The sequence below is a fragment of the Mesorhizobium sp. YC-39 genome, assembly GCF_025753795.1.
Classification (GTDB): Bacteria; Pseudomonadota; Alphaproteobacteria; order Rhizobiales; family Rhizobiaceae; genus Mesorhizobium.
Genome location: NZ_JAOWPS010000002.1, coordinates 643,607 through 667,099, shown reverse-complemented (window position 1 = coordinate 667,099; position 23,493 = coordinate 643,607). Strand labels below are relative to the sequence as shown.

The window sequence follows — 23,493 nt, the reverse complement described above, 5'->3', positions numbered from 1 at the left end:
ATCACGCCTCCATCGTCTTGATCCGCGTCGTGCGCGGCAGGCAGGTAACGCCGTCGGGGGTGACAAGGATCATGTCGACGCCACGCGGAAAGCGCTGGTTGTTCTGCTTCCACTGTTCGACGAAATGGCGCGGCATCTGCGCCGGCGCGATGGTTGCAGTCATTTCGATGCCGGGACCTTCGAGCAGCAGAGGCGCGCCTGAAACGAGATCGCTGACTTGCAGGATCAGCGTCGTGGAGCGGTCGGGATAGTCCTGGGTGCCTTGTGAAAAGCCATCGAGCGACATCATCTTGGCCGGCGTGGCGATCAGCGCGAAATGCGCGTCGGCCGGCGTGTTGGCCAGCGGCGCGCCGGTGTGGAAGCCGAGCCAGGATTTCACCGCTGCGGAGATCTGCAGGGCAGGGTCGAGCCAGAGCGGCGTATCGTTGTCGCAGAGCGCCAGGGCGACGGCGCCCGCCGTGGCCGAGAGCGGCGCTGGCGGACGGGCAAAAGCCGGAAGGGACTGCACGCTGCCCGGCCGGGCCATGGCGTCCATGACGGCGCGAAACACTGTCTGCGCGTTGAACACCGGATCGGCGAAGCCGCCTTCGATCGATTGTGTCGCGATCTCCATCAGTCTTCTCCGCGCACCATGGTGAAGAAATCCACCTTCGTCGCCGCCGTCTCGGCACGGCGTTTTTCGCGTGCTTCGTCCTGAGCGGCCCGCAGCGGTGCGACCAGCCTGGTCTCGACTTCGCCGCGGCGGGCGGGGTCCTGCCAGAGCGCATCGGCGATCGCCGCCAGTCTTGCCTTTTCCCGGTCGCGGCCGAGCGCATAGCAATGGCCGACTTGTCCGGACGCCAGCCGGACGGTGGCGCGCGTGACCGTCGCCTCGCCGACATTGAACGGCGCGCCGCCACCGCCGATGCGGCCGCGCACGGTGACCAGGCCGGTCTCGGGACCGCGCAGCAGTTCCGCTTCTGAAGGCAGTCCGGCCTCGTTCCAGAGGCGCACGATGTCAGCGCCGGAGGATTGCGCCAGCGTCGCCATGACCGCCTTGCGTTCGGCCTGTTCGCGCGCTTCCTGTCCTCGCATGGCTTGCACTCCGTTTTGCGTAAAATTTGTCTATTGATATAGACAACTATACAATTTATACCCTTGGGTAGCGTGAGTCCATGACGAGTGCGTGACAAGGCGGAAATCGGGGCAGGAAATGGCTGGACAAGCGATCGTCGACAAGGCGATGGCCAATAGCATCGAGCGGCGCAGCGGCGTCTCGCTGTGGCGACAGATCGCCGACCAGATCCTGCATTCGATCGCGAGCGGCGATTTCACCGAGAATGCGGCGCTGCCGGCGGAAATGGCGCTTGCCGAACGCTATGGCGTCAACCGCCATACGGTGCGCAGCGCCATCGCCGCATTGGTGCAGGAGGGGGTGCTTCGGGCCGAGCAGGGGCGCGGCACCTTCGTGCTGTCGCGCAAGCGCCTGTCCTATCCGATCGGCGCCCGCACGCGCTTTTCGGCGGGCCTACAAGGGCAAGCGTCCGAGCGCCGCAGCGTGCTGCTCGCGTCGGCGATCGAGCCGGCCAGTAGGCGCGTCGCCGAGGGACTAAGGCTTGCCAAGGGCGCGAATGTGATACGCCTGGAAATGCGCGGCGAAGCCGATGGACAGCCGGTCTCGCGCGCCACCGCCTGGTTCGAAGCAAGGCGGTTTGCCGGCATCGAGGCGGCCATGGCGGAAACGGGATCGATCACCGCCTCGCTCGAACGCTTCAGTGTCAGCGATTATCTCAGGCAATCGACAGTGTTGTCGGCGCGCCATGCCGATGCCGCCGATCTCGCCGATCTCGACCTGCAGCCCGGCGCCATCGTGCTGGTCACCGTCGCCGTCAACGTCACACCCGACGGCCAGCCGATCCAGTTCGCCGAGACGCGGTTTCCGGCGGAGCGGGTGGAGCTGAAACTGTCTGCGTTGTGAGCCGCTTAGAGCGGTTCATCGTTTCACGGAAACGCCGAACCGCTCTATCTCTTGTTTTGCGCAATTCCGGACGGAAAACCGTTTCACACTTTTCCTGGAATTGCTCTGGAGCCTATCCGACCTCGATCACAGCCTTGATCAGGCCGGATTTCTCATGCGCCCAGCGGGCGAGATCGCGTGGGGTCTGGCCAAGCGTCGTGCGATGGGTGACGAGCTTTGCCAGCGGCACCGCGCCGTTGCGGATCGAGGCAGCGACATGGTCGAAGTCGGCGCGCAGCGCGTTGCGGCTGCCGATAAGCGTCATCTCGCGTTTGTGGAATTCGGGGTCGGAAAAGGCGATGTCGTCCTTGACAACGCTGACCAGGACGAGGGTTCCGCCATGCGCGACATGGGTGAAGGCCGATTGCACGGACTGGGTGTTGCCGGTGGCGTCGAAAACCACGTCGAAACCCTCGCCGCCGGTCGCGTCCCGCACCAGATCGGCCGCCGCTGCCCGCGAGCCGTCGAGGGTGGCGAAGCCGAGTTCGCTTGCGGCAAAGTCCAGCCGCTCCGTGCTCATGTCGAGCAGGCTCACTTCTAGCCCGGCGATGCGGGCAAACAGCGCGGTGCCGAGCCCGATCGGCCCGGCGCCGATGACCAGTGTGCGGGCGCCGGTATCAGCCCGCGAGCGCCGCACCGCGTGCGCGCCGATCGCCAGGAACTCGACCGCGGCGGCATCGGCCAGAGACAGGCCGTTAGCCGGATAGAGATTTTGCGCCGGCACCAGGATTTTCTCGCACATGGCGCCGTCGCGATGGACGCCGAGCACTTCGATCCTGACGCAGCAGTTCGGCTTGCCGTGCCGGCAGGCGATGCATTTGCCGCAGGCGAGATAGGGGTTGATGATTACGGCTTCGCCAATGGCAAGATCGACGCCTTGGCCAGCCTCGATCACCGTGCCGGAGACCTCGTGGCCCATGATGCGGGGATAGGCGAGAAACGGGTGCTTGCCTTCGAAGATATGATAGTCGGTGCCACAAATGCCGACATGGCTGACCGCGACCAGCGCCCAGCCGGAAGGTGGTACGCCGGGAGCGGCACGGTCTTCCAGGACGAGGTCGCCGGGCGAACGGCAGACGACAGCTTTCATGCTTCAATCCAGTCGGTTCACGGTGCCACCGGCCATCGGCTATCGCCAAGGCCGGTAGCCTTGGATGGGGTCTATTTGCCGCGGCGGCGCAATCCGTCGAAATAGACGATGACGATGATCAGCACGCCGGTGATGATGCGTTGCCAGAAGGCGTTGACGTTCAGGAGATTGGCGCCATTGTTGATGGTGGCGAGGATGAAGGCGCCGAGCAGCGGCCCATGCACAGAGCCGACCGCGCCGAACAGCGAAGTGCCGCCGATCACCGACGAGGCGATCGCCTGCAATTCCCAGCCTTCCGCCTGCGTTGGATTGCCGATGCCGATGCGTGAGGCGAGCAGCACGCCGACGAAAGCTGCGCACAGGCCAGACAGCGTATAGGCCATGTAGATGGTGCGCTGGACATTGACGCCGGACAGACGCGAGGCTTCGGCGTTGGAGCCGACCGAGAACAGATAGCGGCCCCAGCGGCTGTGGTGCAGGAAGATGTACGCCGGGATACCGACCAGGATCACCATCCAGAACAGATTGGGGACGCCGAGGAAGGAACTGCGCGAGAATAACTGGAAGGCATCGTTGTTGATCGAGATCGAGTTGCCGTTGGTCATCAACAGGCCGATACCGCGCAACGATGTCAGCGTCGCCAGCGTGATGATGAAGGGCGGCAGGCCCATCCTGACGATGCCGAAGCCATGGAACATGCCGATGGCGACGCCGACCAGCAAGGTGATCAGGATGGCGATAAAAACCGGTACCCCGGCATTGATTAGCATCGCCACGATGACGGTTGCGAAGCCAACGACGGCGCCGACGGAGAGGTCGATGCCGCCGGTGATGATGACGAAGGTCTGGCCGACCGCCAGGATCGCGATCATCGAGCCCTGCCGCAGGAGGTTCGAAATGTTGTTGGCCGAGGCGAAACTTGGCGTCGCCACAGACAGGATGATCCACAAAAGAACCAGCAACGCCAACAGCGTCAGCCCGAACAGGGCGTTGTAATTGCGCTTCGGCTTTTCGGCGGGAATAGCCTCCGTGCTCATGTCTGTCCTCCCAGCTTTTCTTGTTTCTCGGCAAGCGCCTGTGTGAGAATTTCCTCGTGATCGGCGGTACGGAATCCATGCGTGGCCACCAGCTTGCCGCGCCGGAAGACGTGCAGCGTGTCGGCCAGTTCATAGACCTCCGGCAGATAGGACGAGATCAGGATGATGCCGGCGCCCTTGGACAGAAGCGCGCCGAACAGGCGATAGATTTCGGCCTTGGTGCCGACGTCGACGCCGACCGTCGGCTCGTCGAAGATGAACAGCTTGGCGCCGTGGGCCAGCCATTTGCCGATGACGATCTTCTGCTGGTTGCCGCCGGACAGGCTGGAGGCCAAGGCGTTGCGCGTCGGGGTCTTGATCCTGAGATCGGCGATCTGGCGATCCGCCTCGGTCTTCTCCTGTGCATTCGAGATCAGGAGATTGCTCGAGATACGCTTGTAGATCGGCAAATTGAGATTGAAGCCGACCGGCAAATTGAGGCACAGGCCCTGGTCGCGGCGGCTCTCCGGCGCCAACGCCATGCCAAGCCTGATCGCATCGTGCTCGGAGTTGACCTGGACTGGCTTGCCCTCCCAGAGGATCTGGCCGGCCGACTTGCGATGGCGGCCGTAGAGCGTGGTGACGAATTCGCTGCGCCCGGCGCCGATCAGACCGTAGAGCCCGACGATCTCGCCAGCGCGGACGGACATCGAGACATTCTCGAAACCCTTGCCGGACAGGTTCCGCGCTTCGACGATCGCCGCGCCTGGGGTGAAATGCTCCTTGTGGTAGACCTGCTCGATCGAGCGGTTGATCATCATCTTGACCAGCTCGGCATCGTTGGTCTCACTGATGTTCCTGGTGCCGACCAGCGTGCCGTCGCGCAGCACGGAGACGCGGTCGGCAAGCTCGAACACCTCCTCCATGCGATGGCTGATATAAATGATGGTGACACCTTCGCCCTTCAGCCGGCGGATCAGCGTGAAGAGCTGGTCGGCCTCCTTGCGGGTGAGGTAAGCGGTCGGTTCGTCGAAGATCAGGAATTTGGTGCCGCGCACGGTGGCACGGGCGGCGGCGATCAACTGCTGTTGGCCGATGGTGAGATCGCCGAGCACGACATGCGCGGGCAGGTCGAAGCCGAGATCGTCGATGATCTTCTGCGCCTGCCTGACCATGGCCCGCTGCTGCAGGATGCCGAAACGCGAATCCTCCTCGCCGAGGAACATGTTGGCCGCGACAGTGAGGTGGCGGCACAGCACGACCTCCTGATGTACGGCGTTGATGCCGAGCGCCATCGCCTCATGCGGGGTCGCCAGTGCCGCCGGCTGGCCCTCCCACGCGACGTCGCCGGACGTGCGTGGCATGACGCCGGTCAGAAGCTTGATCAGGGTCGACTTGCCGGCGCCGTTCTCGCCGACGATGGCGTGGATCTCTCCGGCCTTGAAAGCAAGGTTCACCGGCTTCAGCGCGTGCGTGCCGGGATACCGCTTTTCCAGCCCCTTGAGTTCGAGGATCGTCCTGCCGGGTTCCAGCGTTGGGGCCGGGTGCAGTTCCTGCGCCGTGGACGCCATGACAATCCTCCCAGATTGGCCTCATGATTGGCATGAGTGTAGGTCGTTTCCGGGGCAAGCGCCCCGGAAACAGTGCGCCTGTGGCGATGCTCAGTCGAGCTTCGGATTGAGCAGCGCGTCGATCTTCGGCTCTTTCATGTTGGCCTTGGTCACCAGATTGGCGCCGGTGTCGACATTGGCTTCGACCTTCTCGCCCTTCGAGGCGGCGAGCGCCGTCTTGATGCCGTCGTAGCCCATCCGGTACGGATCCTGCACGACGAGCGCCGAAATGACACCGTCATTGAGGAACTTGATCAGCTTCTCGTCGCTGTCGAAGCCAACGAGCCCGACCTTGCCGGCAAGGTTGTTCTCGGCGATCGCCTGACCGACGCCCTGCGCCATGATCAGGTTGGAGGCGAAGATGCCCTTGAGATTGGGGTTGGCGGTGATCAGGTCGGTCGCGATGTTGAGGCCGGTCGTTGCCTGGCCGTCTGCATATTTGTCGGCGACAAGCTTGAGGCCGGGATATTTGGCGGCGAGCTGTTCCTTGAAGCCCTGGGCGCGCTGTTCGAGCGAGCCGGCGCCCGGAAGTGCGGTGATCAGGGCAACGTCGCCCTCGACCTTGCCGCCATTGGCTTCGCCGATCGCTGCCGCCAGTCCATCAGCGGCGACGCGGCCGCCCTGGATGTTGTCGGTGGTCAGGAATGAGGTGAAGGCCTTGGAGTCGGCGCCGGAGTCGATGCCGATGATCTTGACCTTGGTGGCGGCCTCGTCGATCGGCTTGCCGAGAGCCTTGGCTTCGGTCGGTGCGATGACGACGGCAGCCGGGTTGCCGGCAACGGCGTTTTCGAGGATCGAGATCTGGCCGTTGACGTCGGTCTCGGCCTGGGCGCCAAGTTCCGGCACGTTGACACCGAGGTCCTTGCCGGCCTTGCGGGCGCCGGCCAGAACGATCTGCCAGTAGAAGGAGGTGGTGTCCTTGACTATGATCGGAATGGTCACGTCCGCCGCCGAAGCTGGCGCCGAATGCATCACGCCGGCAAGCATCGAGGCAGCTGCAAGCGCCACGAAGGCGCGGCGGTTGAGAATGCTGGTCACGAATTTCATTTAGGATTCCTCCCTAAGTCGCCCGGTGAACGTCACGGAAGCTCCATTCGGATAGGCGCAGCCCAAACAGAACTTTATCAATAAAAAACATTTACCGCATTTTGATATTGCATCGGTTCGGCCGACGCAAGCGATGTTTCGTAACGTTTCCGTATGACCTGACAGGAAAGAGACTTCCCGTCGCCATGCCACGTTCAATTGCTCTGGATTTCTCCCGACCGATATGGAATATTAATTCCATAGTTGTGTCAATATGGAATATTCGTTCTTTCCTAGGGGCCGCAGACATTCTGCGCCTGTCCACTGTGTCTAGAACGATCCCGTTTTAAAGTGCGTAACGCGGGATGGACCTCGGGTCCAGGGGACAAGCTTTGGACGCATCAGAGGGTCGCTCCGAGATGCCAGGGCACGAATTCATTGTCGCCGTAGCCGAACTCTTCGCTCTTGGTCTTGCGGCCCGAAGCGGTCTCGACGATCAGTTCGAAAATCTCGCGACCCATGCCGGCGATGGTCTTCTCGCCCGAGGCGATGACGCCGCAATTCACGTCCATGTCCTCTTCCATCTGGTGATACATGGTCGAATTGGTGGCGACCTTGATCGACGGCGTCGGCCGGCAGCCGAAACAGGAGCCGCGGCCGGTGGTGAAGACGATGATATTGGCGCCGCCAGCCACCTGGCCCGTGGCAGAGACCGGGTCGTAGCCGGGCGTGTCCATGAACACCAAGCCGTGCCCGCTGACCTTCTCCGCATAGCCGAAAACGCCGTTGAGCGGTGTCTGACCGCCCTTGGCCACCGCTCCCAGCGACTTTTCCAGGATGGTGGTCAGGCCGCCGCGCTTGTTGCCAGGCGAGGGGTTGTTGTCGATCGAGGCGCCGTGCTTGGCGACATGGTCTTCCCACCATTTGATATAGCCGTCGAGCTTGGCGGCGATCTCGGGGGTCGCGGCGCGATAGGCAAGCAGATGCTCAGCGCCATAGATCTCCGTCGTCTCCGAGAGGATGCCGATGCCGCCGACGTCCGCGAGGATATCGACGGCGGCGCCCAGCGCCGGATTGGCTGTTATGCCGGACATGCCGTCGGAGCCGCCGCATTGCAGGCCGACGACGATCTCGCTGACCGGAATCGGCTCACGTTTCAGTTGGCCGACCTCCTCGGCGATCTCGGCCAGCACGCCCATCGCCTTCTCGACCGATTTGCGCGAGCCGCCGGCGTCCTGGATGTTAAAATGGCGTTTGCCGGCAGCGACGCCCTTCTGGCCGTAAAGGGTGAGCTGGTTGACCTCGCAGCCCAAGCCCACCATCAGCACGCCGCCGAAATTCGGATGCCGGGCATAACCGGCCAGCGTGCGGTGCAGAACCATCATACCGTCGCCGGTGCCGCTCATGCCGCAGCCCTGGCCATGGACGATCGGAACGAAGCCGTCGATGCCCGGATATTTTGGCAACAGCCTGCGGTTCGCCTCGTCGGCGATGGAGTGGCAGACAGTGGCTGAACAATTGACGCTGGCGACGATGCCGATGAAGTTGCGTGTGCCGGCGCGGCCATCGGCGCGGCGGTAGCCCATGAAGGTGCGGGCGCGGTCGGCCTCGGTCGCATGCTCGGCCTCGCTTGGCGGCACCACCGGCAGACGCCCGGACTCGAAAACCAGATTGTGCGAGTGAACATGCTCGCCGGGCGCGATGGCTTCAGTGGCGCGGCCGATCGCCTGGGCGTATTTCACCACGGCCTCGCCGGCCGCGATCGGCTTGATCGCCACTTTGTGGCCGGGCTCGATCGGCGCGGCGGCGACAGCGCCGCCCGGCAATGGCGTACCGATCTCGATGCGGCCATTGGCGACCGCGACATTGTCGGCGGGAGACAGAAGAATGGTGTTTGCGGCGTTCACGGGCGGTTTCCTGGGTATGGTCCTGGGATGGGCGCGGATTGACACCCACCTCTTAACATATAATGTCTTTTATCGTGAAAAAACATTTTTGCGTCAATCGTTTTTTCATGGATGCGCCGGGCGTCTTGGGTCTTGCAGGACGCTCCAGCATCGGAGCCGCGCATCCCTTTTGGAAAGCGATTCCGCTTTTCGGGGGCATACGCTAGGAACATCTGTCATATCGCGCTTCAGGCCGGCCGCTGCAAGCGTCGGCGCGCAACGGGGCAGGGGATGTCGAAGAGCAACAACGTCTACAAGGACGCCTACAATCGCGGTCTCAGGCTGCTTGACGAAACGAAAAGCCTGCCATCGGAGCCGGAACTCGGTGCGCTGCTCGGCGTCAGCCGCACGACGATCCGTACCATCCTTGCGCGGATGGAAGAGACAGGGCTGATCGCCTGGAACAAACGCAGCAAGACGGTGTTGCGCGCGCCGCGGCCGGACGACTTTTTCCCCGAGGAAGAGACCGACACGCTGTCGCAGATCATCGAGCGTTCCTTCATGCGGCGGTTGCTCGCGGGCGGCGCCGAGGCCGGTATGCAGATCAACGAGCTCGAACTGGCGCGCGAGATCGGCGTCGGCACCACCAGCGTGCGCGAGTTCCTGATCCGCTTTTCCCGTTTCGGGCTGATCGAAAAACGCCGCAACAGCCACTGGGTGCTGAAGGGTTTCACTCGCGCCTTCGCGCTGGAATTGACCGAAATCCGCGAGATGTTCGAACTGCGCTCGGCCGCCGCCTTTGCCGCGCTGCCTGAGGACAGTCCGGTGTGGGCCAATCTCGACCTGTTGGAGGAAGAGCACCGACTGCTGGCGCGCGAGATCGCCACGCGCTTCAACGAGTTTTCGGAACTCGACGAGCGGTTCCACCGGTTGATCCATCGCGCCTCGCACAACCGCTTCATCGTCGATTTCTATGATGTGATCGCCATGATCTTCCACTACCATTACCAGTGGAACAAGGCGCAGGAACGCGAGCGCAACGAAGTGGCGGTGGCGGAACACCTGGCCTATATAGCGGCGCTCAAATCGCGCGACCTTGGCAAGGTCGACGCCGCCTGCCGCAAGCATCTGAAATCGGCGCGCCATACGCTTTTGACCTCCATCCCTGATCGCGCCGTGTTGCCGCAGCAGTGATTTGACGATTTTCCGCATGCCTGCCCCGTGCTAGGTAGCTGACGTTGCTGCGTGAAGAGGCAGGGCTTGAACATCTGGCGGAGACGATGGAGCATGCCGGCCGCGCTGGTCGCGGCCTATCTGCTCGTGCTCCAGTCGACGCTCGGCGCGTTCGCCTTCGGCTTGAGTCCAGTCGCTTCGCAGCTCGATGCCTTCGGCAATATCATCTGCACCCATGATGGCGCGGCCGAGCTTCCCGGCGGCGATCCACACCAGCAGCATATGCCGGCCTGCTGCATGCTCGGCTGCAACATGGTTTCGCCCGTTCCTTCGTCGCCGCCCGATGCCGTCGCCTTGGCCCGCAGCCTGGTTTTCGAGGCTGTTGCCTTCGTCTTCCCGGCGACCACGCATCTCGACTTCGCGCGTGAACGCTCTCCGTCGAACCCGCGCGCGCCGCCGCTGACGGTCTGAGCGATCTCCTGTACGCTTGGCGCAATCTTCCGCTGGCGCGTTCATCAAAAGAGCGAATTTTTTTCGCGGCCGGCCAACGGCGCGATCCCCTATTCATGGAGCAAACCATGTCCCATTCCTTCCCTATCGCGGCGCGCCCTATGCCCGGCCGCCCTTTCCTGAGCAGTTTCGAGGAGCGTCTCGTTCTTGCCATGCTGGTCCTCTTCCTTTTGTTCGTCAGCGCCCAAGGCGTCCTGGCGCACGAGTTCAAGGTCGGCGACCTCGAGATCGAACATCCCTGGTCGCGGGCAACGCCTGCCGGCGCCAAGGTTGCCGGTGGCTATTTCACCGTCATCAATTCCGGCAGCGCGCCGGACCGGCTGCTGTCGATTTCCTCCGATATCTCGGCCAAAGCCGAACTGCATGAGATGGGCGTCAAGGACGGCGTCATGACCATGCGGCCGGTCAGCGGCGGGCTGGAGATTCCGGCCGGCGGAAAGGTGGCGCTCAAGCCCGGTGGCTATCACCTGATGTTCGTCGACCTGAAGCGGCAGCCGAAGCAAGGCGAGAAGTTTTCCGCGACACTCACCTTCGAGAAGGCCGGCACCGTCACCGTCGAGTTCGCCGTGGAAGGCATCGGCGGCAGCATGGACGACCATGCCAATTGATCCAGTCGAAGCCGCGAAATTGAAGATCAGAGGGACCATAATGAACAAATATCTTCTGTCGGCCTGGGCGCTGGCTCTCGGGACGGGCACGGCTGTCGCCCATATCACGCTCGAAACCCAGGAAGCGGCTGTTGGCTCGACCTACAAGGCAATCCTGCGCGTGCCGCATGGCTGCGAGGGCAAGCCAACGACCGCCGTGCGCGTGCAGATCCCGGAAGGGGTGATTTCGGTGAAGCCGATGCCGAAGCCCGGCTGGACGCTGCAGATCAAGAAGGGCAAATACGAGAAGTCCTACCAGCTCTATGGAGAGGCGGTGACATCAGGCGCTAGGGAACTCGACTGGAGCGGCGGCAGCCTGCCGGACGAGTTTTACGACGAGTTCGTCTTCCGCGGGACACTGGCTGCCGACCTACCGGCCGGCCAAACGCTTTACTTCCCGGTGGTGCAGGAATGCGACGGTGCCGCCGAGCGCTGGATCGAGATTCCGGCGGCCGGGCAGAACGAGGACGCGCTGGAATATCCGGCCCCTGGCATCAAGCTTTTGCCCAAGAAGTAATCTCTCTGGCGGCGCGCTCGGTTCGAAAGAGCGCGCCGTCGTTTGCGTGGCAGTGACATGAGCGTGGCATCTTTTCGGTGGACGACCTGCAGGTTCGGCAAGCGCGCCGGTTGGCTTGCCATTGGTCTGCTGGCCGCGATCATGCTGCTCGCCGTCATTGCCGCGCCAAATCGGGCCCTTGCCCATGCGGCGCTGGTTACAACCGATCCGGCCGATGGTGCGGTGCTGGGACAAAGCCCGACGCAATTTTCGCTGACTTTCAGCGAACCAGTTTCACCGCTGGTGCTCACCCTGGTGCGGCCCGATGGGACGCCAGTTGCGCTGACGTCCTTTCGCCTCAGCGACCAGACCGTAGAGATCGGCAATCCGGAGGTGCTCGGGGCCGGCACGCATGTGCTGAGCTGGCGGGTGATTTCCGCCGACGGCCATCCGGTGGGCGGCTCGGTCATGTTTTCCATCGGCGCGCCGAGTGCGGCGCCTGTCGTCTCCGAAGCCGTCGACTGGGGGTTGCGGTCGGCGATCTGGACCAGCAAGGTCTTGCTCTATATCGGCCTTTTTCTCGGCGTTGGCGGTGCCTTCGCCATTGCCTGGCTGGCAAAGGGTGGGCGCTCCGGCCAGCGCTTCGCAATCGCCGCGATGCTGTGCGGACTGGTTGCGGCGCCCTTGTCGCTTGGCTTGCAGGGGCTCGACGCGTTAGGCGCGCCGCTTGCGCATTTGGCACAGCCGGTCGTCTGGCAGACCGGACTTGGTACCAGCTTCGGCTGGACGGTGCTGATCGCGCTGATGGCGCTCGGGCTTGGCCTTTTGTCGCTGGTCGGGCCGCGTGCCGATTCAAAACTGTTCGCCTTTGCCGGATTGGTGTGTGTCGGTGTTGCACTTGCCGCCAGTGGGCATGCCAGCGCCGCCGAGCCGCAATGGCTGACGCGGCCGATGGTGTTTCTGCATGGTGCCGGCATTGCCTTCTGGGCCGGAGCGTTGGCGCCGCTCGGTCTTGCCGTGAGGCGGCAGCCGGCCGAGGCAGGGCTGTTCCTGCACCGGTTTTCACGGGCGATTCCGTATGTCGTGGTAGGACTTGCGGCAGCCGGCATCGTGTTGGCTGTGATCCAGGTGCAGATGCCGAGAGCGTTGATCGACACTGCCTACGGGCGACTGCTTCTGGTCAAGCTGGCGTTGCTGATCTTTCTCTTCACGCTCGCTGCGACCAACCGCTGGAAACTGACTGCTCCGGCTGAAGCGGGAGAGACCGAAGTACAGAGGAGGCTGGTTCGCTCGATCGGCGTTGAAGTCCTTATCGTGCTGGCGATCCTCGGCGTTGCGGCCGGCTGGCGCTTCACGCCGCCGCCGCGCGCGCTGGCAATTGCCGCGGCTCAGCCGGCATCGATCCATATCCACACGCTGAAAGCGATGGCCGACCTCAGCATCACGCCCGGCCATGTCGGGCCGGTTGCCGCCTCGATCGTCGTCATGAGCGGCGATTTCGGTCCGCTCGACGCCAAGGAGGTGACGCTGGTATTGTCGAAGCCCGACTCCGGCATTGAACCGATCAAGCGTCCGGCGACCAAGCCTGGCGACGGTACATGGCGCGTCGACGATCTCGTCATTCCGGTTCCCGGCCGATGGACGGCGCGGCTCGATATTCTCGTTTCGGATTTCGAGATGGTGAAGATCGAGGCACCGATCGACATCAGGCCGTAACACAACTTGGCGAGGCGGTTGACGCGGCCGCGAAGGCCCGTCATTCATCAGGGAAGAATGGGCATCGCCGCAAATCGCCCCTTAACAAAAGATCCGGAAGCAGGGAAGAAACGATGGAAAAAGCCGAAATCGGCCTGATCGGCCTTGGCACGATGGGCTCCAACCTGGCGCTCAACATCGCCGAACACGGGCACCGCATCGCCGTCTTCAATCGCACCAGGGCGCGCACCGACGCTTTTGTCGAGAACGCCGGCGCGCTGAAGGACATGGTGGTGCCTTGCTACAGCCTCGAGGAACTCGCCGCCGCGATCCGGCCGCCGCGCCCGATCATCATCATGGTGCTGGCCGGCAAGCCGGTCGACGAACAGATCGCGGCCCTGCGCGGCGTGCTGTCGGCCAATGACATCGTCATCGATGCCGGCAATGCCAATTTCCGCGACACGATGCGACGTTTCTCCGAACTTTCCGGCTCGGGCCTCACCTTCATCGGCATGGGTGTGTCCGGCGGCGAGGAGGGCGCTCGCCATGGTCCCTCGATCATGGTCGGCGGCACCGAGGAGTCGTGGAAGCGCGTCGAAAAAGTGCTGACCGCGATTTCGGCCAAGTTCAAGGACGAACCTTGCGCGGCATGGCTCGGCACCGACGGCGCCGGCCATTTCGTCAAGACCATCCATAATGGCATCGAATATGCCGACATGCAGATGATCGCCGAGATCTACGGCATCTTGCGCGACGGCCTTGGCATGGGGCCGAAGGAAATCGCGAAGGTGTTTGCCGGCTGGAACAAGGGCCGGCTCAACTCCTACCTGATCGAGATCACCGCCAAGGTGCTGGCCGCCGACGATCCGAAGACCGGCAAGCCTGTGGTCGACATCATCCTCGACCGCGCCGGCCAGAAAGGCACCGGCAAATGGTCGGTCATCGAGGCGCAGCAACTCGGCATCCCCGTCACCGCGATCGAAGCTGCGGTGGCGGCGCGCGTGCTGTCATCGATCAAGGACGAGCGGCTGGCCGCCGAGAAGGCCTATGGCAACAGCGGCGTCGCGAAGATTGCCGGTGACAAGGACGCGCTTCTCAGGGATCTCGAACTGGCGCTGTTCGCCGGCAAGATCGCGGCCTACGCGCAAGGCTTCGCGGTGATGAGCGGCGCGTCGAAGGAATTCAACTGGAACCTGCCGATGCCGACCATCGCCAAGATCTGGCGGGCCGGCTGCATCATCCGCTCGCAAATGCTGGACACGATGGCGGAAGCCTTCGGCGCCGGTGGCGCTTCGACCAATCTGTTGATGGCGCCGGCCTTCATCACGATGATGCAAGAGGCGCATCCGTCGCTCAGGCGAATCGTGGTGCGCGCGTCCGAGGCCGGTTCGCCGGTGCCGGCGCTGTCGTCGGCGCTTGCCTATTTCGACAGCTATCGCCAGGGCCGGGGCACCTCGAACCTGATCCAGGCGCAGCGCGATTTCTTCGGCGCGCACGGCTTCGAGCGCATCGACGGGCAGGGCGCCTTCCACGGCCCATGGGGGAGTGGGGCGGCGGGTTAGCGCCCGAACTTGGACGTAGAGACCAATTTTGCGGTTGCCCGAAAGCAGACATCTCCAGCGACCAACTGGGTGTCGGGCCGCGCCAGGAATCTGCTATGCCGGTAGCGACGATTGACGGTCTCATCGGTATCGGCGGAGCCGCGAATCTGTGGTAAGCCGCTGCTCAACCAACCAAAGGACGACACCTGTGAGCAAACCGACCGTGGCCCAGGCGACCGAAAGTATTTATGCCTCGCTGCGGGCGGACAATGCCGATATCGACGCACATATCGCGACGCTTAAAGCGGCGCTGACACGAGAAGGTATAAAGCAGGCGGTGTTCGATCCGACCAAGTTGGCGCAGAACAACCGCTCGGGGCGCAAGTTGATGCAGGCCTATTTTCGGCAGCGCGGCGTGAGCGTGAGGTTTTCGGACTAGTAGAGCCGCGCGCGGGTGATCTCAAGTGCGCCGTTGGGAGTTCTCAGGGCCGGTCCGGCGGTTCGCCATCTGGACGTCGGGACTGCGCCTCATCACGGCCGAAGAGATAATACTCGTAGCTTCCTGAAACCTGCCATCGGCGACCGATCATAAAGAGCAGCCAGCAGCACGAAGACGCATCAATGCGCGGTGTTCGGATCCCCAGTTCTTGCAAGAAGGTTGCGATTCTGCCCTGGATGATGAGGGAGCTCACTGCGCGCGCTCACAGAGGCCCGACAGGCCAGCCGTGTCGCGACTGGCCGGCTGGTTAGCGCTATCTGAGCGCGGCGATTACCACTTCGGCCAGAGAGGCCGAAGATTGCGGGTTCTGGCCGGTGAGCAGATTCCCGTCCTTGACGACATGAGTGCGCCAGTTCGGCCCCTGCTCGAAGACAGCGCCCGACTTGCGTAGCGTATCTGCCAGGAGCCAGGGAGCGTTCTCCGCCGTCCCGAACTCGATTTCCTCTTCGTCGCTGAGCGAGGTCATCTTTCGCCCGGCGAACGGCCAACGGCCGTTGCCATCGCGCGCTGCTAGCAGCGCCGCAGGACCGTGACAGACGGCGGCGATAAGTTTCGAGTCCCTATCGGCCTCAATCAATACCCTGCCCATGTCGGGATCCTTGTACAGGTCCTCGACCGGCCCATGGCCGCCGGGAACGACGATCGCGTCATAGGCGCCCGTATCGATCTCGCCGAGGACCAGCGGATGTTCGAGGCGCTTGGCATTCTCGGTGAGGTACGCCCGCATACGTTCCGCAACCTTCTCTCCCACCGTGGCCGGATCGAGACTGCGCTTGTCCATCGTTGGCACGACCCCGCCCGGGCTGGCGAGATCGACCCGGAAACCGGCGCGGACGAACGCTTCATCCAGGTCGACGAATTCCTGCGCCCACACGCCCGATTCGTATATCGAGCCGTCGGCGCGAGTCCATTTGTCCGCGGCGGAAAGTACGATGAGTACGTTGGTCATTGGTATTCTCCTTGTTTGCCATCGGAACTAGCAGGTGGACGCGGGGCAGCTGTCAGATGTTCTGGCCACCGGATACTTCGATGCGCTGCGCGGTGACCCAGCCATTGTCGGGGCCGACCAGGCTGGCGACCGCCGGGCCAATGTCGTCTGGCAAGCCGACGCGGCCGAGCGCGATCATGTTGGCGAAAGCCCTATTGTATTCCGGCGTGTCGCGAACCGCGCCGCCGAGGAAGTCGGTCTCAATCGCGCCGGGCGCGATGGTGTTGACGGTGATGCCGCGGCTGCCGAGTTCCTTGGCCATGTAGAGCGTCAGGATCTCGACGGCTCCCTTCGCGGCAGAATAGGCCGAGAAACCCGGATAGCTGACACGGGTGAGGCCCGACGAGAAATTCACGATACGGCCGCCGTCGGAAAGAAGCGGCAACAGCGCCTGCGTCAGGAAGAACACGCCCTTGACGTGAACGTTAAACAACAGGTCGAACTGCGCCTCCGTAGTCTCGGCGAAGGCGGCCATCTCGCCATGGCCGGCATTGTTGATGAGGTGGTCGAAAGTGTCCCGGCTCCACGTCGTGGCGAGTGCTGAGCGGATGTCCGCGACGAAGCCGGGAATGGCGGAGATGTCGCCAACATCGAGCTGCAGCGCCACCGCCCTGCGGCCCATGCCTTCTATCTCGGCCGCAACGGCCTTCGCGCCTTCGGCGCCGTTGCGGTAGGTGAGGATGACATCGCCGCCGTGGCGCGCGATGCTGAGGGCGGTGTTGCGGCCAAGACCGCGGCTGCCCCCCGTGACGATCGAAATGGTTGTCATGGCTGGGTTCCTTTCTGAGTGTTTTGGGGTGCCGGCGGCCCGCCGGCAGGGGTTCGGGTCGCGGCCTCAGGCCTCGTTGCCTAGGGCGACCTGTTGCCTGGCGCGACGGGGGGTCGCGCTCGCGACGAGGTGCAGTCGGACCATTGACCGACTGCACCCGTTTTCCAGAAAGAGCGCGCCGATCGCTGCGAGCATGACCGCGAGCGCGACGCTCCCGATGCAGATCAAGCACACGCCGACGAGCCAGGATGGCGCCAGAAGGGTCTTGACGAGGATATCGCCGAGCAGCCCGCAAATTGTGGTGGCGCCGAACAGGGCAACACCTGCGTTCAGCAGTTCCAGTGCTCGGAGCTGCAGGCGGATACGCCGCTCCGCTAGCGACAGAGCGCGACGGGGATCGACGAACAGCATTGAGAGTCTGCCGTCTTCAGCCGCGAGCGAGGCGTGGAACTCTCGCCACTGCGTAATTGCCAGATTGTAGCGCAGGGTCACGCCATTCTGCAGGATCGCGCAGGCGTTCGTCAGGATTGCCGGCCCAGTGATGACCGTCAGTGCTGAGAATGGGTCGTACGACATGGTCTCGTTCCTTGCGCACGCGGTCATCACCCCGCAATGCAGGGCGACCGCGTTGTCTCCGATTTCTGCAATACCCGGCCGGCATCGAGGGGCCAGTTCTTCAGATGCGCTATAGATGCTACATTGCGCGCCGCGGCGGAAAGACTTTGTGACTCTGTCAGCCATACCTGCTAGGTATGGCGCATGGAGCTACGCCATCTCCGGTACTTCGTTGCCGTCGCTGAAGAAGGCAGCCTGACGGTGGCCGCCGAGAGGCGCCTGCACACCGCTCAGCCTTCGCTCAGCCGCCAGTTGCGCGACCTCGAACTCGAGGTGGGTGCCCTGCTATTCGTCCGCACCTCGCGCGGGGTCGCGCTCACGGCGGCAGGTCAGGCTTTCCTCGATCACGCGCGCCTGGCCCTCAGCCAGGCAGCCGAAGCAGTCGCGGCTGCGCGGCGCGCGGCCCGCCCGGCGAAGGCGAGCTTCGCCGTCGGCTTCCTGACCGGCCAAGAAGTCGAGTGGCTGTCGCATGTGACGCAAGTCCTGCGCGCGCAGCTTAAGGATATCGACTTCAGGGTAACCAGCGATTTCTCGCCTGCCATTGCCGCGGCGGTGCAGCGCGGCGAGATCGATCTCGGTTTCTCGCGACTGGAGGCGCAGCCAGATCTAACCTACAAGGTGATCGCGCACGAACCGATCGTGGTCATCCTGCCGCACGACCATCCGCTCGCTGAGCGCACGGAGATCGAGCCCCGTGAGCTTGCGCAGGGACCGTTCATCGGCTATTCGGACACACCGCACGTCCTCTCGAGAATCGTCGACCGCTACTTGCACGAGCATGGGGTGGCCGTATCACCGAGTCACTTCCTCGACGGGTTTGCGACCGGCATCTCGCTGGTCGCGTCGACCGGCGGCGTCACGCTCCTTCCGGCCTATGTGGAAAAGCTGCTGCCCCGGTCTGTCGTAAGCCGATCGCTAACAGGGAGGCCTCCGACCATCGAGGTTGCGGTCGGTTACCGTGCGGACAATCCATCGCCGGTGCTACGGAGCTTCCTGGAGAACATTGATCGGCTCATTGCTTCTCATGCAGCGGGCGCCGGGAATGTTTCTCTGCCATAGTCGCTTGTTAGGGGCGGCCAGCCGGCCGTAACCTTGGAGATATGAGGATGTTCTGGGAGGGTCGAACGGGTCGGTTGCTGAAACGGCGGCTATCCGCTGACTCCGCCCTACTTGCGGATAGTCCGCTCCCGGCCCCAAGGCTGCCAGTCAGCAGCGCGCATTTTGCAGCCAAGTGGAACCACTTGGCGTCGCAGAAATGCGGCTAAGACAAATAGATGGAGTGGGATGCCCGGTTTAATTTGAACGTATCCCGCTCTAGCTAGTCGGGGCGGTGATAGGCCACAACCTCGCCAGGCAGGCTAAGCGACTGCAGTGAGCCAGGCTCCGCGCCGCCGATCCAGCCGAGCACCGAGCGGGCGAGCTCGGAGCCGGCCAGCCGGAAGTTCTCGTTGACGACCAGCAGTTCGCGCCGGAACAGATGCAATAGTTCCGACGACTGTTTGGACACCACGTCGACATCGCGGCCGAGCTTCAGGCCGGCGTCCTCGATGCCGGCGACGACGGCGAGCGTCGCGGCGGCGGCGCTGCTGACGAAGCCGTCCGGCCGGTCCTGGCGGCGCATCACCTGCGCCGTGCGCATCCTGATCTGCTCGATCGAGTGGTCGATCGAAACGGTGTTGAACGGCACCTCGCTGGCGCCGACCTCGCTCAGCGCATCGGTGAAGCCGTTCACCGTGTGGCCGTGATAGGTCAGCCCGACGGGCGGCGTCACCAGTGCGAGGCGGCGCCGGCCCATGCCGGCCAGATGGCGCACCGCCTCGGCCGCGAAGGCGTAATTGTCGAAATCATGATAGGGGTGGACGAGCCCCATGTCGGTGCGGCCGTGCGTGGCGAAGGGAATGCCGCGCTCCAGCATATAGCGAGCCCGCGGGTCGTTTGGCTGGGTGCGCGAAATGATGACGCCGTCGGCGGACCCTGTCTCGACCAGATAGCGTATCGGATCGAGCGGATCCTGCGAGCGCGAGTAGGGCGTGACGATCAGGTGATAGGGCGTGTCGGCGATCACTTCCGAGACGCCATAGATAATATCGGAGACAAAGCTCATGATCTCGCGCTCTGTGTTGAGCACGAGGCTGATGACGTTGGTCTTGCCGGTTCTGAGGCGCACGCCGGCGCGGTTCGGCCGGTAGCCGATCTGCTTGGCGACGAGCTGGACGCGCCGCCTGGTCTCGGCGCCGATCTCGGGCGCGTCCTTGAGGGCGCGCGAGACGGTGGTGACGCCCAGCCCGGTCATGAAGGCGAGCGTCTTCAGCGTCGGCCGGCCCGGCGCCTCGTCATCCCTTTCGCCCTGATCTCTGTCCATTCGTCCCGCCCCGTCAGGCGCATAGCAGTCGCCGGGCGGGTGGGCAATCGCCGCAATCGCTGCGCAACGCCACTCTCCGCCTGACGAAACCAATATACTGAAACGTTACAGCTTGTCACGAAACCACACGAGCAGGCCCTCGTAGGAGCACTATTTCGCGTCAGTGCCTCGTGCCGAAAAACTGTGGGAAATCAGCGGAGAAAGCGTTTCGTGCAGGTTTTTTGCCAGCTCTCATTGTTTTACGATGCAACTTTGTGTGTTGCGATGCACAAAGGCCCCCGCGAAAGCGAGATTTTGTTCGAGCTCCGAAAAAATATAGAGTCGTCCATTACCCGAGGGGTTGCGCTGATTGCGCAATTGCCGTATCGAAAATCTGTAACGTTTCAGATTCTGGGAGGAGACCGAAATGCGATACAAGTTCCTGACCGCTGCGTTTGCGGCGACGGTTGCGCTGAACTTCGCTGGTCCGGCGAGCGCGACCGATCTGGAAGTCACCCATTGGTGGACTTCGGGCGGCGAGGCGGCGGCGGTTGCCGAATTCGCCAAGGCTTTCGATGCAACGGGCAATCACTGGGTGGACGGCGCCATCGCCGGCTCCGGCGGCACGGCGCGGCCGATCATGATCAGCCGCATCACCGGCGGCGACCCGATGGGTGCGACCCAGTTCAACCATGGCCGGCAGGCGGAAGAATTGGTGCAGGCCGGGCTGATGCGCGACCTCACCGATATCGCCACCAAGGGCAAATGGACGGAAGTCGTGCGGCCGAAGAGCCTGCTCGACAGTTGCACCATCGATGGCAAGATCTATTGCGTGCCGGTCAACATCCATTCCTGGCAGTGGCTGTGGCTGTCGAACGCGGCCTTCGAAAAAGCCGGCGTGCCAGTGCCGAAAAACTGGAATGAATATGTGGCGGCCGCTCCCGCGCTGGAGAAGGCCGGCATCATCCCGCTCGCCGTTGGCGGGCAGCCCTGGCAGTCCTCCGGCGCGTTCGACGTGCTGCTGGCGGCAGTGGGCGGCACCGACACCTTCCTCAAGGTCTACAAGGACAAGGACGCGACATTCGCCGCCGGGCCCGAGGTCGCCAAGGTCTTCAAGGCTGCCGACGATGCCCGCAAGATGGCGAAGAACACCAATGTGCAGGACTGGAACCAGGCAACCAACCTGGTGATCACCGGCAAGGCCGGCGGCCAGATCATGGGCGACTGGGCGCAGGGCGAGTTCCAGGTCGCTGGCCAGACCGCCGGCAAGGACTATACCTGCCTTCCAGGCCTCGGTCTCAATGAGGTGATCGCCACAGGCGGCGATGCCTTCTACTTCCCGCTGCTGAAGGACGCCGACAAGGCCAAGGCGCAGGAGGTGCTGGCCGAAACCCTGCTCGATCCCAAGACGCAGGTTGCCTTCAACCTCAAGAAGGGTTCGCTGCCGGTGCGCGGCGACGTAGACCTGCAGGCGGCGAATGACTGCATGAAGAAGGGCCTCGACATCCTGGCCAAGGGCAGCGTCATGCCCTGGACGGACCAGCTGCTCTCGCAGGACACCCAGAAGCAGAAGGAGGATCTGTTCTCCGAGTTCTTCGCCAAGCCGGACATGACCGTGGAAGAGGCGCAGAAGCGCTTCGCCGACATCGTCGGCTCGGCCGACTGACTTTTCGAGCAACCGCCTCACTTCCGGCCGCGCGAGCGCGTGGCCGGGAGCTCGGGGTCAGGACCTCGGTCCTGACCCTCCCGCCCTTACCCGATCCAGCCCGGCTGTCGAGATGAGCAAGAGCGAACGCCCCAATCAGCTTTTCCGCAATCTCAATGCGAAGATCGCATCGATCCCGATGATCCTCACCGCACTGGTGGTGTTCGTCGGCGGCACCGCATGGACGGTGCTTTATTCCTTCACCAATTCGAAGCTGCTGCCACGGTTGAACTTCGTCGGCCTCGACCAGTATTACCGGCTGTGGTCGACGCCGCGCTGGCTGGTCTCGATCGAGAACCTCTTGATCTACGGCGTGCTGTCGCTGGTATTCTCGCTGGTGATTGGTTTCGTCCTCGCCGCCCTGCTCGACCAGAAGATCCGCTTCGAGGACACGTTCCGTACTATCTTCCTCTATCCCTTCGCGCTCTCCTTCATCGTCACCGGCCTCGTCTGGCAGTGGCTGCTCAACCCGGATTTCGGTATCCAGCATGTCGTGCGGGATCTGGGCTGGGAAAGCTTCAGTTTCGATCCGCTCTATAATTCCAGCATCGTGATCTATGGCATATCGATCGCCGCACTCTGGCAAGGCACCGGGCTCATTATGTGCCTGATGCTGGCCGGCCTGCGCGGCATCGACGAGGACATCTGGAAGGCCGCGCGGGTGGATGGGATACCGATGTGGAAGACCTATCTGTTCATCATCATCCCGATGATGCGGCCGGTCTTCATCACCACGCTGGTCATCATCGCTTCAGGCATCGTCAAGGTCTATGACCTCGTCGTTGCCCAGACCAGCGGCGGCCCTGGCATTGCCTCCGAAGTGCCGGCAAAGTACGTCTACGACTATATGTTCTTCGCCCAGAATCTCGGCCAGGGCTTCGCCGCCTCGACGATGATGCTGCTGTCGGTGATGATCGTCATCGTGCCGTGGGCCTATCTCGAGTTCGGAGGCAAGAAGCGTGTCTGATCAGGCTGTCTCCTTGCCCCCTGCCACCATCGGGCGCGAAGCCTCGGGGCCGAGTGGACCGAAGCCGCGGCACAGGTTCTCGCGCCGCAATATTTTCCTCTATGGCACGCTTATCGTCGTGGCGCTCTATTACCTGCTGCCGCTCTATGTGATGGTCGTCACGTCGCTCAAGGGCATGCCCGAGATCCGCTTGGGCAACATCTTCTCGCCGCCGCTCGAAATCACCTTCGAGCCTTGGGTCAAGGCCTGGTCGCAGGCCTGCACCGGGCTCAACTGCGACGGGCTCTCGCGCGGCTTCTGGAACTCCGTGCGCATCACCGTCCCGTCGGTGATCCTGTCGATCGCGATCGCCTCGGTGAACGGGTACGCGTTGGCCAACTGGCGCTTCAAGGGCGCCGACACGTTCTTCGTCATCCTGATCGTCGGCGCCTTCATCCCCTATCAGGTGATGATCTATCCGATCGTCATCATCCTGCGCGAGATCGGCCTTTATGGCAGCCTGAGCGGCCTGGTGATCGTCCACTCCATTTTCGGCATGCCGATCCTGACGCTTTTGTTCCGCAACTATTTCTCGTCGATGCCCGAAGAGCTGTTCCGGGCAGCGCGCGTCGACGGCGCCGGCTTCTGGGGCATCTATCTCAGAATCATGCTGCCGATGTCGCTGCCGATCTTCGTCGTCGCCGTCATCCTGCAGGTGACCGGCATCTGGAACGACTTCCTGTTCGGCGTCGTCTACACCCGCCCCGACACCTATCCGATGACGGTGCAGCTCAACAACATCGTCAACTCAGTGCAGGGCGTGAAGGAATACAACGTCAACATGGCCGCCACCATCCTGACCGGCCTCGTGCCGCTCATCGTCTACTTCCTCTCCGGCAAGCTCTTCGTGCGCGGCATTGCCGCCGGCGCGGTGAAAGGGTGAT

Annotated in this window: 24 protein-coding genes; 12 read left to right on the top strand and 12 right to left on the bottom strand. The window is 63.2% G+C overall.

Going from position 1 to position 23,493, the window contains the following annotated elements; genetic code table 11:
- Window position 1: 1 nt before the first annotated feature.
- A complete protein-coding gene (gene phnH / locus OHD62_RS12645; protein WP_263783062.1) occupies window positions 2-613 on the bottom strand; it encodes a phosphonate C-P lyase system protein PhnH in 612 nt (203 codons plus the stop codon).
- Complete coding sequence (gene phnG / locus OHD62_RS12640) at window positions 613-1,074, bottom strand: phosphonate C-P lyase system protein PhnG (RefSeq protein ID WP_263783061.1); 462 nt, start codon at window positions 1,072-1,074, stop codon at window positions 613-615. The genes phnH and phnG overlap by 1 nt, the downstream gene beginning before the upstream one ends.
- A 118-nt stretch (window positions 1,075-1,192) precedes the next feature.
- Here phnG and phnF point away from each other — a divergent pair, with 118 nt between their 5' ends.
- A complete protein-coding gene (phnF, locus tag OHD62_RS12635; RefSeq protein WP_263783060.1) occupies window positions 1,193-1,957 on the top strand; it encodes a phosphonate metabolism transcriptional regulator PhnF in 765 nt (254 codons plus the stop codon).
- Between the two features lie 112 nt (window positions 1,958-2,069).
- On the opposite strand, the gene OHD62_RS12630 is transcribed toward phnF, so the two are convergent.
- From OHD62_RS12630 to OHD62_RS12610, 5 genes are all read right to left on the bottom strand, one after another.
- A complete protein-coding gene (locus OHD62_RS12630; RefSeq protein WP_263783059.1) occupies window positions 2,070-3,086 on the bottom strand; it encodes a zinc-binding alcohol dehydrogenase family protein in 1,017 nt (338 codons plus the stop codon).
- A 71-nt stretch (window positions 3,087-3,157) separates the two neighbouring features.
- Entirely contained in the window at window positions 3,158-4,123 is a 966-nt protein-coding gene (locus tag OHD62_RS12625) for an ABC transporter permease (protein ID WP_263783058.1), read from the bottom strand.
- Entirely contained in the window at window positions 4,120-5,673 is a 1,554-nt protein-coding gene (locus tag OHD62_RS12620; RefSeq protein WP_263783057.1) for a sugar ABC transporter ATP-binding protein, read from the bottom strand. Before OHD62_RS12620 ends, OHD62_RS12625 begins: the two co-directional genes overlap by 4 nt.
- A 90-nt stretch (window positions 5,674-5,763) precedes the next feature.
- A complete protein-coding gene (locus OHD62_RS12615; protein WP_263783056.1) occupies window positions 5,764-6,759 on the bottom strand; it encodes an ABC transporter substrate-binding protein in 996 nt (331 codons plus the stop codon).
- 380 nt (window positions 6,760-7,139) lie between these two features.
- Complete coding sequence (locus tag OHD62_RS12610) at window positions 7,140-8,645, bottom strand: UxaA family hydrolase (protein WP_263783055.1); 1,506 nt, start codon at window positions 8,643-8,645, stop codon at window positions 7,140-7,142.
- 270 nt (window positions 8,646-8,915) lie between these two features.
- On the opposite strand from OHD62_RS12610, the gene OHD62_RS12605 reads away from it, so the two are divergent.
- From OHD62_RS12605 to gndA, 6 genes are all read left to right on the top strand, one after another.
- Window positions 8,916-9,818 (top strand): GntR family transcriptional regulator, encoded by a 903-nt coding sequence (locus OHD62_RS12605; protein WP_263783054.1) that lies wholly within the window; start codon window positions 8,916-8,918, stop codon window positions 9,816-9,818.
- Window positions 9,819-9,911: 93 nt separating this feature from the next.
- Window positions 9,912-10,268: a DUF2946 family protein gene (locus OHD62_RS12600; RefSeq protein WP_263783053.1), complete on the top strand. Its 357-nt coding sequence runs from the start codon at window positions 9,912-9,914 to the stop codon at window positions 10,266-10,268.
- A 107-nt stretch (window positions 10,269-10,375) separates the two neighbouring features.
- Window positions 10,376-10,915, top strand: coding sequence for a copper chaperone PCu(A)C (locus tag OHD62_RS12595; RefSeq protein WP_263783052.1), 540 nt, complete (start codon window positions 10,376-10,378; stop codon window positions 10,913-10,915).
- 40 nt (window positions 10,916-10,955) lie between these two features.
- Window positions 10,956-11,471 (top strand): YcnI family protein, encoded by a 516-nt coding sequence (locus OHD62_RS12590; RefSeq protein ID WP_263783051.1) that lies wholly within the window; start codon window positions 10,956-10,958, stop codon window positions 11,469-11,471.
- A 57-nt stretch (window positions 11,472-11,528) separates the two neighbouring features.
- Window positions 11,529-13,166 (top strand): copper resistance CopC/CopD family protein, encoded by a 1,638-nt coding sequence (locus OHD62_RS12585; protein WP_263783050.1) that lies wholly within the window; start codon window positions 11,529-11,531, stop codon window positions 13,164-13,166.
- 113 nt (window positions 13,167-13,279) lie between these two features.
- Complete coding sequence (gene gndA, locus OHD62_RS12580; protein WP_263783049.1) at window positions 13,280-14,707, top strand: NADP-dependent phosphogluconate dehydrogenase; 1,428 nt, start codon at window positions 13,280-13,282, stop codon at window positions 14,705-14,707.
- A 120-nt stretch (window positions 14,708-14,827) separates the two neighbouring features.
- On the opposite strand, the gene OHD62_RS35730 is transcribed toward gndA, so the two are convergent.
- Window positions 14,828-14,902: a hypothetical protein gene (locus OHD62_RS35730; RefSeq protein ID WP_412177385.1), complete on the bottom strand. Its 75-nt coding sequence runs from the start codon at window positions 14,900-14,902 to the stop codon at window positions 14,828-14,830.
- Here OHD62_RS35730 and OHD62_RS12575 point away from each other — a divergent pair.
- On the top strand, window positions 14,895-15,125 hold the full coding sequence (locus OHD62_RS12575; protein WP_263783047.1) for a hypothetical protein: 231 nt from the start codon (window positions 14,895-14,897) through the stop codon (window positions 15,123-15,125). The two genes, OHD62_RS35730 and OHD62_RS12575, sit on opposite strands and share 8 nt — an antisense overlap.
- Window positions 15,126-15,438: 313 nt before the next feature.
- Here the strand turns inward: OHD62_RS12575 and OHD62_RS12570 are convergent, their stop codons facing one another.
- The 3 genes from OHD62_RS12570 to OHD62_RS12560 all read right to left on the bottom strand — a co-directional run bounded on the left by OHD62_RS12570 (window position 15,439) and on the right by OHD62_RS12560 (window position 17,518).
- Window positions 15,439-16,134: a type 1 glutamine amidotransferase domain-containing protein gene (locus tag OHD62_RS12570; protein WP_263783046.1), complete on the bottom strand. Its 696-nt coding sequence runs from the start codon at window positions 16,132-16,134 to the stop codon at window positions 15,439-15,441.
- 52 nt (window positions 16,135-16,186) lie between these two features.
- Window positions 16,187-16,942, bottom strand: coding sequence for an SDR family NAD(P)-dependent oxidoreductase (locus OHD62_RS12565; RefSeq protein ID WP_263783045.1), 756 nt, complete (start codon window positions 16,940-16,942; stop codon window positions 16,187-16,189).
- A gap of 66 nt (window positions 16,943-17,008) precedes the next feature.
- On the bottom strand, window positions 17,009-17,518 hold the full coding sequence (locus tag OHD62_RS12560; protein ID WP_263783044.1) for a hypothetical protein: 510 nt from the start codon (window positions 17,516-17,518) through the stop codon (window positions 17,009-17,011).
- A gap of 183 nt (window positions 17,519-17,701) precedes the next feature.
- Here OHD62_RS12560 and OHD62_RS12555 point away from each other — a divergent pair, with 183 nt between their 5' ends.
- On the top strand, window positions 17,702-18,616 hold the full coding sequence (locus OHD62_RS12555) for a LysR family transcriptional regulator (protein WP_263783043.1): 915 nt from the start codon (window positions 17,702-17,704) through the stop codon (window positions 18,614-18,616).
- Window positions 18,617-18,875: 259 nt separating this feature from the next.
- Here OHD62_RS12555 and OHD62_RS12550 read toward each other — a convergent pair whose 3' ends face one another.
- Window positions 18,876-19,919 carry a LacI family transcriptional regulator gene (locus OHD62_RS12550; RefSeq protein WP_263783042.1) on the bottom strand — a complete coding sequence of 348 codons (1,044 nt, stop codon included), beginning with the start codon at window positions 19,917-19,919 and terminating at the stop codon, window positions 18,876-18,878.
- 406 nt (window positions 19,920-20,325) lie between these two features.
- On the opposite strand from OHD62_RS12550, the gene OHD62_RS12545 reads away from it, so the two are divergent.
- The 3 genes from OHD62_RS12545 (at window position 20,326) to OHD62_RS12535 (ending at window position 23,492) form a co-directional block, all read left to right on the top strand.
- Window positions 20,326-21,564, top strand: coding sequence for an ABC transporter substrate-binding protein (locus OHD62_RS12545; RefSeq protein WP_263783041.1), 1,239 nt, complete (start codon window positions 20,326-20,328; stop codon window positions 21,562-21,564).
- Between the two features lie 112 nt (window positions 21,565-21,676).
- The gene (locus OHD62_RS12540; RefSeq protein WP_263783039.1) at window positions 21,677-22,570 is read left to right on the top strand and encodes a carbohydrate ABC transporter permease; all 894 of its coding nucleotides are present in this window, start codon (window positions 21,677-21,679) and stop codon (window positions 22,568-22,570) included.
- On the top strand, window positions 22,563-23,492 hold the full coding sequence (locus OHD62_RS12535) for a carbohydrate ABC transporter permease (protein ID WP_263783038.1): 930 nt from the start codon (window positions 22,563-22,565) through the stop codon (window positions 23,490-23,492). Before OHD62_RS12540 ends, OHD62_RS12535 begins: the two co-directional genes overlap by 8 nt.
- The last annotated feature ends 1 nt before the right edge of the window (window position 23,493 follow it).

Excerpts from the sequence above, each read along its gene's own strand:
- phnF (WP_263783060.1), top strand. The coding sequence starts at position 1,193 with ATGGCTGGACAAGCGATCGTCGACAAGGCGATGGCCAATAGCATCGAG.
- OHD62_RS12550 (WP_263783042.1), bottom strand. The coding sequence starts at position 19,919 with ATGGACAGAGATCAGGGCGAAAGGGATGACGAGGCGCCGGGCCGGCCG.
- OHD62_RS12625 (WP_263783058.1), bottom strand. The coding sequence starts at position 4,123 with ATGAGCACGGAGGCTATTCCCGCCGAAAAGCCGAAGCGCAATTACAAC.
- OHD62_RS12585 (WP_263783050.1), top strand. The coding sequence starts at position 11,529 with ATGAGCGTGGCATCTTTTCGGTGGACGACCTGCAGGTTCGGCAAGCGC.
- OHD62_RS12570 (WP_263783046.1), bottom strand. The coding sequence starts at position 16,134 with ATGACCAACGTACTCATCGTACTTTCCGCCGCGGACAAATGGACTCGC.
- phnH (WP_263783062.1), bottom strand. The coding sequence starts at position 613 with ATGGAGATCGCGACACAATCGATCGAAGGCGGCTTCGCCGATCCGGTG.
- gndA (WP_263783049.1), top strand. The coding sequence starts at position 13,280 with ATGGAAAAAGCCGAAATCGGCCTGATCGGCCTTGGCACGATGGGCTCC.
- phnG (WP_263783061.1), bottom strand. The coding sequence starts at position 1,074 with ATGCGAGGACAGGAAGCGCGCGAACAGGCCGAACGCAAGGCGGTCATG.
- OHD62_RS12615 (WP_263783056.1), bottom strand. The coding sequence starts at position 6,759 with ATGAAATTCGTGACCAGCATTCTCAACCGCCGCGCCTTCGTGGCGCTT.
- OHD62_RS12620 (WP_263783057.1), bottom strand. The coding sequence starts at position 5,673 with ATGGCGTCCACGGCGCAGGAACTGCACCCGGCCCCAACGCTGGAACCC.
- OHD62_RS12595 (WP_263783052.1), top strand. The coding sequence starts at position 10,376 with ATGTCCCATTCCTTCCCTATCGCGGCGCGCCCTATGCCCGGCCGCCCT.
- OHD62_RS12630 (WP_263783059.1), bottom strand. The coding sequence starts at position 3,086 with ATGAAAGCTGTCGTCTGCCGTTCGCCCGGCGACCTCGTCCTGGAAGAC.
- OHD62_RS12555 (WP_263783043.1), top strand. The coding sequence starts at position 17,702 with ATGGAGCTACGCCATCTCCGGTACTTCGTTGCCGTCGCTGAAGAAGGC.
- OHD62_RS12565 (WP_263783045.1), bottom strand. The coding sequence starts at position 16,942 with ATGACAACCATTTCGATCGTCACGGGGGGCAGCCGCGGTCTTGGCCGC.
- OHD62_RS12605 (WP_263783054.1), top strand. The coding sequence starts at position 8,916 with ATGTCGAAGAGCAACAACGTCTACAAGGACGCCTACAATCGCGGTCTC.
- OHD62_RS12600 (WP_263783053.1), top strand. The coding sequence starts at position 9,912 with ATGCCGGCCGCGCTGGTCGCGGCCTATCTGCTCGTGCTCCAGTCGACG.
- OHD62_RS12590 (WP_263783051.1), top strand. The coding sequence starts at position 10,956 with ATGAACAAATATCTTCTGTCGGCCTGGGCGCTGGCTCTCGGGACGGGC.
- OHD62_RS12545 (WP_263783041.1), top strand. The coding sequence starts at position 20,326 with ATGCGATACAAGTTCCTGACCGCTGCGTTTGCGGCGACGGTTGCGCTG.
- OHD62_RS12540 (WP_263783039.1), top strand. The coding sequence starts at position 21,677 with ATGAGCAAGAGCGAACGCCCCAATCAGCTTTTCCGCAATCTCAATGCG.
- OHD62_RS12560 (WP_263783044.1), bottom strand. The coding sequence starts at position 17,518 with ATGTCGTACGACCCATTCTCAGCACTGACGGTCATCACTGGGCCGGCA.